Source organism: Acinetobacter sp. WCHAc060033 (assembly GCF_004209125.1).
Classification (GTDB): Bacteria; Pseudomonadota; Gammaproteobacteria; order Pseudomonadales; family Moraxellaceae; genus Acinetobacter; species Acinetobacter wuhouensis.
Map to the genome: position 1 here is coordinate 1 of NZ_SGSW01000082.1, position 6,999 is coordinate 6,999.

The 6,999-nt window shown below is 37.0% G+C and carries 10 protein-coding genes; 8 read left to right on the forward strand and 2 right to left on the reverse strand.

What is annotated here, in order from left to right; translation table 11 throughout:
- The 8 genes from EXE10_RS21615 to EXE10_RS19670 all read left to right on the forward strand — a co-directional run.
- Nucleotides 1-319 (forward strand): hypothetical protein (locus tag EXE10_RS21615; RefSeq protein WP_416346113.1); only part of this gene is annotated, 319 nt, incomplete at its 5' end.
- 10 nt (nt 320-329) lie between these two features.
- Nucleotides 330-1,049, forward strand: coding sequence for an ERF family protein (locus EXE10_RS19645; protein ID WP_130114485.1), 720 nt, complete (start codon nt 330-332; stop codon nt 1,047-1,049).
- A gap of 52 nt (nt 1,050-1,101) precedes the next feature.
- A complete protein-coding gene (locus EXE10_RS19650) occupies nt 1,102-1,377 on the forward strand; it encodes a response regulator (protein WP_130114486.1) in 276 nt (91 codons plus the stop codon).
- A 59-nt stretch (nt 1,378-1,436) separates the two neighbouring features.
- Complete coding sequence (locus EXE10_RS19655) at nt 1,437-1,661, forward strand: hypothetical protein (RefSeq protein ID WP_130114487.1); 225 nt, start codon at nt 1,437-1,439, stop codon at nt 1,659-1,661.
- Nucleotides 1,661-2,104: a hypothetical protein gene (locus tag EXE10_RS19660; protein ID WP_130114488.1), complete on the forward strand. Its 444-nt coding sequence runs from the start codon at nt 1,661-1,663 to the stop codon at nt 2,102-2,104. Before EXE10_RS19655 ends, EXE10_RS19660 begins: the two co-directional genes overlap by 1 nt.
- Complete coding sequence (locus EXE10_RS21620) at nt 2,097-2,261, forward strand: hypothetical protein (protein WP_165382088.1); 165 nt, start codon at nt 2,097-2,099, stop codon at nt 2,259-2,261. Before EXE10_RS19660 ends, EXE10_RS21620 begins: the two co-directional genes overlap by 8 nt.
- On the forward strand, nt 2,261-2,470 hold the full coding sequence (locus tag EXE10_RS19665) for a DNA-binding protein (protein WP_068974410.1): 210 nt from the start codon (nt 2,261-2,263) through the stop codon (nt 2,468-2,470). The genes EXE10_RS21620 and EXE10_RS19665 overlap by 1 nt, the downstream gene beginning before the upstream one ends.
- Nucleotides 2,471-2,505: 35 nt before the next feature.
- On the forward strand, nt 2,506-3,612 hold the full coding sequence (locus EXE10_RS19670) for a phage integrase Arm DNA-binding domain-containing protein (protein WP_265937146.1): 1,107 nt from the start codon (nt 2,506-2,508) through the stop codon (nt 3,610-3,612).
- A gap of 117 nt (nt 3,613-3,729) precedes the next feature.
- Here the strand turns inward: EXE10_RS19670 and pepN are convergent, their stop codons facing one another.
- Nucleotides 3,730-6,339: an aminopeptidase N gene (gene pepN, locus EXE10_RS19675; RefSeq protein WP_130114489.1), complete on the reverse strand. Its 2,610-nt coding sequence runs from the start codon at nt 6,337-6,339 to the stop codon at nt 3,730-3,732.
- Nucleotides 6,340-6,611: 272 nt separating this feature from the next.
- Nucleotides 6,612-6,999: hypothetical protein (locus EXE10_RS21625; protein ID WP_213073866.1), on the reverse strand; the 388-nt coding region annotated here is incomplete at its 5' end.

A 6,999-nucleotide genomic window follows, 5' to 3' on the forward strand; every position in this document is an offset into this window, starting at 1 on the left:
TCAATTCGACAGTGAAACATCACAAGGTGCTCGTTACCGCGTTGGCATTGAAAAGCCTACTTTTTATATCTTAAAGCTAAAAGAAAAAAAGGATTTTGCACTTAAAGGCTTTCAGCAAAAGTACGATTTATATCGTGAATATCCGAATACTTTGTTCAAGATCCAAGATAACAAAGTATCAGAAAAGCTGAACGATTTGCTTACTAAAGCAGTTACAGCCAAATCAAATTCAGATTACTACGACCGTTTAGATGACGCTGGCCATTTTGCTTCTGCAGATTATAAGAAGTGGAAACGTGCTAGTCGTGGCTTAATGTAGGAGATGGATCATGAACAATACAAATAATCAAAATATTAACGCACTTCAGCAGATTCAAGCTGAATTAAAAGCCCCTAAAAGCAAAACAAACACATTTGGTAAATATAACTATCGTAATTGTGAAGACATTCTTGAAGCCGTTAAACCACTTCTTCAGAAATATGACGCATCACTGATTATCACAGACGAAGTTCAAGAAGTTGCTGGTGTAGTTGTCGTGACAGCAAAAGTTATTTTCACAGACGCGAGTGGAAAAGAAACTGTTGTCAAAGCTCATGCTGGTGTTGAAATTAATAAGAAAGGTATGGATGTTGCTCAGACGTTTGGCGCATCAAGTTCTTACGCTCGTAAATACGCTTTAAATGGCCTGTTCTTGATTGATGACACCAAAGACTATGACTCTGATGAGTATCACAACCAAGTGAATCATGCTGCTCAATCTAATAATACAAAGTCAAATTCTAGACAAGCTCAACAATCTAATAGCAACCAGAATAGCCAATCAAATGGACAGCAACAAAGGCCTTTAGCACAACGCTATAACGATGCTTTAGGTGCAATAAAAGGGGCTAAAAAGCCTCAAACATTAGACAAGGCTATCAACACATTTGCCAATACTCAATTTGATGCATCAATTAGACGCGCATGTAAAGCTCGTGCAGATCAAATGGGATGGTTTGAAGCACCGCCAGTGAATCAAGTTCAGCAACAAAATCAAGTACAGCATTGAGGAATAAAATGAGTATCTTAAATGGTTTTGAACTTGAAAACGGTGAAACTCAATGAAAACCGTAGTCAAAAGAAAGAACCTAGATGCTTTTCGCATCTGGTTCACCAAACTTGGTTATCAAGTTTCAAATTTAAAAGAAAAGGGTTTCACGGCGCGTACAAGCGACCGTGGAATCAAAAAAAAGCATCATTATGTTTTAGTCACTGACACTTTAAATGGTAATCCTGCTGCTTTTGAGCTTGGTAAAGAATTTGAAGATCATCTGGCTTCACCAGACTTTCTAGAAGTCAAAGGGGATAAAAATGGAGTTTTGTCTTTTGTTGCTTGAAATTTTATTGATTGTAAGCGGAACGATTGTAATTAATTTTGAAGTATAGAGTTGGTGATATGGATTCTGCTAAAGATTTTCAAAAAGAAGTGGCAAAAAAGAACTTTGAAAACGCAAAAAATAAAGTAATCAAGGTTCTGAAAAATGAGCCATTCGGCTTGTCTGTGAGTCAATTAATGACTGCTTCTAGACTCAGTGTAAAAACAGTAAAGGCAATTCTTCAGTGTGCTGAGTTTAAAACTGAAAATGAAGTTTATTTTTTAAAAGTTCAGCAGGTGGCGTGATGGATATTCAAAAAGAAGAATTTATTAAACGATTTAAAAGCACTTTTGTATATGACTTGCTCTCACAAACACTTACTGATGAACAATTGTTTGAGCACGTTAATGATACTAATGGTGACATTATTTGGTTTAAAGATCAGACGCGCCAAATGTGGTTTATGTGGCAAGCAGCCCAACAAATGGCTGTGCCTGAAAGTAGAACTGATTTTGAGATAATAGATCAAACATTAAAACTAGTTGATCTACTGGCATCATCTATGAATGTTTATCAGCGTGATCCTAATAGCAAAGTCTACCCTTTTGAGTCTAAAAATCCACGTGTAAATGAATGGTGGTGTACAGCTTGTAAAATACAAGATTTACTTACACAAACTGATCCTGAAAATTGTGATTTTGAAGAATACAAAGCCATGATCGAAGCACAGGAGCGGAGTCATGATTGATGTTTGTGATGTGTGCGGAACAAACTCTGATAATTGCATTCATTTTGAGTCAATGATGGTTTGTGATGTTTGCAGTGATGATTTTGAATGTATGTCAAAACATAGTGATGTGTGTGCTGAACTTGATGATGAGTTTAGTGAAGAGGAGGAAGGTTGATGACTTGTTTAGTAAAAGTTTCAAAATTTCTTGAGTTGGTGTATGGAGATGATGAAAATGCAACGCCACCTTCTCCACAAACAATTACACGAGCTTGTCGCAAAGGTGAATTACCAGCTAAACAAAAAGGCAAGCTCTGGTATATCGACTGGGATCTTTATCAAAAGCAAACTGGTGATGATCTTGTTGATAAAGTTTTGAGAGGTTGATATGGGACGTCCAAGAAAAAAAAGGGAATCTTGATGTGCCAACAAACCTTTATCGTGGTGATGGTAAATCGTGGCGATATCGCCACCCCGTCACCGGTAAATTCCACTCAATGGGTATTGATAGACAAAAAGCTTTTCAAGCAGCACGCAAACTTAATGACTTATTGATACCTGAGGTGGATTTGGTCGCAAAAGTTTCAGGTAGCGTGGCATTTGGTGAGTTTTCTGAAAATTGGTTTTTACACAAGCGCAGAAAAGATGGAAAGCCATTATCTAAAAGCACAAAGCAAACCTATCGTATTTATCTAACGTTCTGTCAAAACAAATGGCGTGACTTAAGTATGGATAGCATTACATTGCTGATGATCAATGCTCACTTGGATTCTTTAACAACCGTACCAAGTAATCAAACAAGATCTATCTTAATGGAAATATTTGATCTTGCTGTGAGTAAAGGCTTATGTCCTGATAACCCAGCACAGCTAACTTTACGAAAATTTCCGCATAAAGAACGAAAGAGACATACCGTTGAAGGACTAGCGATAATTCGTGATGCAGCCGAACCATGGATGAAGAATGCCATTGATCTAGCGATGCTAACGACACAAAGACGCATCGATATTATCAATATGAAATGGGAACATATAGTTGATGGGTATTTACACGTTGCACAAGAAAAAACAACGGATGATCCCGAAGATGAATTCGAGGTTTCCGAAGGTGCTGGTTACGTGCGGATTAAAATTGATGAAGAACTACAAAAGGTTTTAGATCAATGTAACGATGGGATTGATAGCCCTTTTATTATTCATAGAGTACCGAACCGTAAAGGACGTCCTAATATCGATGTTGTGAAAGAACATTTCACTCAATTAGACAAACAATATATCACTAAAAATTTTGCAAAGTTAGCAACATCAACCAATGCATATCCAAACTATACATCTAAGCAACGCCCAAGTTTTCATGAAATTCGAGCATTAGCTATTTTCTTACATAAAAAAGCTGGTCGTAGTGCTCAGGCATTAGCAGGACATGCGACACCGAGGATGACAGAACATTACGAGTCTGGACATGAAATCATCTGGAATGATGTTGATATTGGAATTAAACTACCATTTGCCGATTTGACAGAAAAATAGCCTGCAAAACTATAACTTAAGTATTTGTTTTCTATAAGTTCCAAAAGTGCTATTTGCCCTATTAAAAACAAGACAAATAGCACAATAAATACTTAAATATCAATTATTTATAACAAGTTAAATACTTAACATACTATTTACAGTTTCACTGACATTTTTTGATTTAACTTGTGCTTTTAAACTTTCCAATGCAGTTTTAACTTCACTACGTTGTGGTTCAGCCAAAGTGTACCAACGTGTCAACACTTGTAATAAACGTGATCCAACAATTGGATTCTTTTCATCTAAGTATTTTGCCAAATCTACAAAATGCTGAACACCAAAACTCCAAGTATTCACAGGATTGGCATTTAAACCACCACTCACTGCACGAATACGGTTTGGTACACCCAAATCATAATCTGCATGTGATGTTAAATACTGAATCGTTTCAGCAGTCGCTTTTGGATGTGCAGCTTGGATCGTAAACCATTGATCTAAAGATAATGCTTCATCTTTAAAACGATTATAAAAATCTTGTAATACATCTTTGGCCTGTGGTGCATCATTCCAAACAAGGACTTTAAGTGCTCCTAAACGTTCAGACATATTTTCAGCATTTTTATACTGGGTATTCGCCAAATCAAAAGCCTCTTCATCCCCTTGACGTGCAATAAAGCTCAGCATAATATTTTTAAGCGCACGAACACCCATCGCTTGAGAGAATTCATTTTGCGAATCTGGATCCAGTGATAGATATGTTTCCTTAGCAAAACCACCTAATACTTTTGCTAATTGATTCAATAAAGCCTCACGTGCTTCATTAATTACAACTGGATTGTAATCTTGGTCGATACGGCTACCTAAATAACCTTCAGTAGGCACATCAAATAAGCGCGAAGCCAATAGCGGATCTTTCGCAATCACAAATGGAAGCGTTTGCTGAATTGCATTGAGATAAACTTGGGCATCATGACCATTCAACAAAATACGTTCAAGCAATGTTTGCGTTGCTTGCCATTGATTAAACCCATTGGTTTCGTATTGCAATAAGAATGCAAGTTCTTCATCTGAATAATTAAATTCCAGATTTACAGGTGCTGAGAAATTACGCAACAATGATGCAACTGGTTTTTCAGTAATACCTGTAAATTCAATCGTTGCTTCATTTTGATCAAATAAATAAACACCATCATTTACACCATTTTCAAACAATGCATCAGAATGAAGTGCATACTGCTCACCTGTTTTTGCATTAAATAAAGCCAATGCAACTGGGATCGGTACAGCTTTTAAGTTTGGATATTTAGCATGTGCTTTCAAACTTTGCTTAAAGCTCAAACGATATGTCTGCTTTGCTGCATCGTATTCACCTTTTGCCTCAAGTTTTGGCGTACCAGGTTGGTTGTACCAAATTAAGAAAGCTGATAAATCCACACCTGAGCCCGCTGTTAAAGCAGCAACCCAATCTTCAACCGTCACCGCTTGACCATCATGACGTTTGAAATATTCATCCGTACCTTTACGGAATTTTTCTTTACCCAACAAAGTTGCCATCATGCGGTTAATTTCCGCACCTTTTTCATATACTGTCGCTGTGTAGAAATTATTAATTTCGACAAAATGATCTGGGCGTGGAGGATGTGACAATGGGCCTGCATCTTCAGGGAACTGATGTGCTTTTAACACCGCAACATCATCAATACGTTGTACCGCAGCGGATTGTAAATCTTCCGAGAATGACTGATCACGGAAAACGGTTAAGCCTTCTTTGAGACACAATTGGAACCAATCACGGCAAGTAATACGGTTACCCGTCCAGTTATGAAAGTACTCATGGGCAATAACAGATTGAACTCGCATGATTGCAGCATCAGTCGTATATTCTTCATCTGCAAGTACACATGAAGTATTGAAAATATTTAAGCCTTTATTTTCCATTGCGCCCATGTTGAAAGCGCTGGTTGCCACGATCATATAATTATCAAGGTCATAAGGGCGACCATAATGCTCTTCATCCCAACGCATTGAGTGCTTTAAAGCTTCCATTGCAATATGACATTTTGGAATATCTTTTTCTTCAGCGTAAATTTCTAAAGCGACATCACGACCTTCAGAAGTTGTATAGCGATCTTTTAAAACTGCCAAATCACCAATCACACAAGCAAATAAATAACTTGGTTTTTTGGTCGGATCTTGCCAAATTGTATAATGACGGCTTTCACCTGCTTCACCCGCTTCGATCAAATTACCATTTGCCAATAAAACAGGATATTTTTTATCTGCTTCAACACGCGTCGTGAAAACCGAAAGCACATCTGGGCGATCTGGATAAAAAGTAATTTTACGGAAACCTTCAGGCTCATTTTGCGTTACAAATAAATTACCCGCAGCTTGATACAAGCCCTCAAGTTGAGTATTTGATTCAGGATGGATAAGCACTGAAATTTCGACAATTGCAGCATCTGGTGTATTTGAAATAACCAGTTGCTCAGTATCCAGCTGATACTCACTTTCTGTAAGTTGCTTTCCATTAATCGAAATGGATTTTAATTCAAGATCACGACCAAGTAATACTAAATCGCCAGCCGCTTGTCGTTGCATGACTAATTTAGAATCGACTTGAGTATGGTCATCATACACTTGGATATTGAGATCAATGGAATCTACAACATAGGAAGGTTTTTGATAATCTTTTAAATAAACAGTTTGTTGTGCTTCAACTATAGGGTTTGCCGCAATATTCATATGATGTCCTGATCCTATTGTTTGCTTAGACTTGTCTTGTAATGTGATATGCATTGATCATAGGTCAATTTTCACAACTTGTCTGTGCGATTACTTAACTTCTATATGGGACTAGATCAGTTTGATTTCAATTGTTTCAATACAAAAAACTTAAGGATTGTGCTTTATTTATACAAAAACCATTGGAGTGTTTAAAAGTATATCTCACACCGTCTATTACAAAAAAGACCGCTTTTTTAAAGCGGTCTTATACAGTGAACTTATTAGTTGTATTAGTAGTTTATACAAGTATAACTTTTATCACCCATCATAATTGCGCCTGTTTTATAAGTCGTCCCACTTTGATTGTTATATGTCATTTGCCATATATTGTGATTTGAATCAAGCATACTCAATATACTTACGCCATTAATTGGTGCTGTATCACCGTGTTGTTCATTTGCAGTTAAACTTATAGACACATTTTTACTTGGCATTTTTATAGTTAAGGTATTTCCTGAACGCGTTACGCTACATGCTCCATTTACCATATTTGTATTTGAAACATTTTGAGTTACAAGATCTAAGACTTGACCAAAATTACCTGTGAAACTGGTAAAACCTGCCGTACTTCCTGTTCCTGTTCCTGTTCCTGTTCCTGTTCCTGTTCCTGTTCCTGTT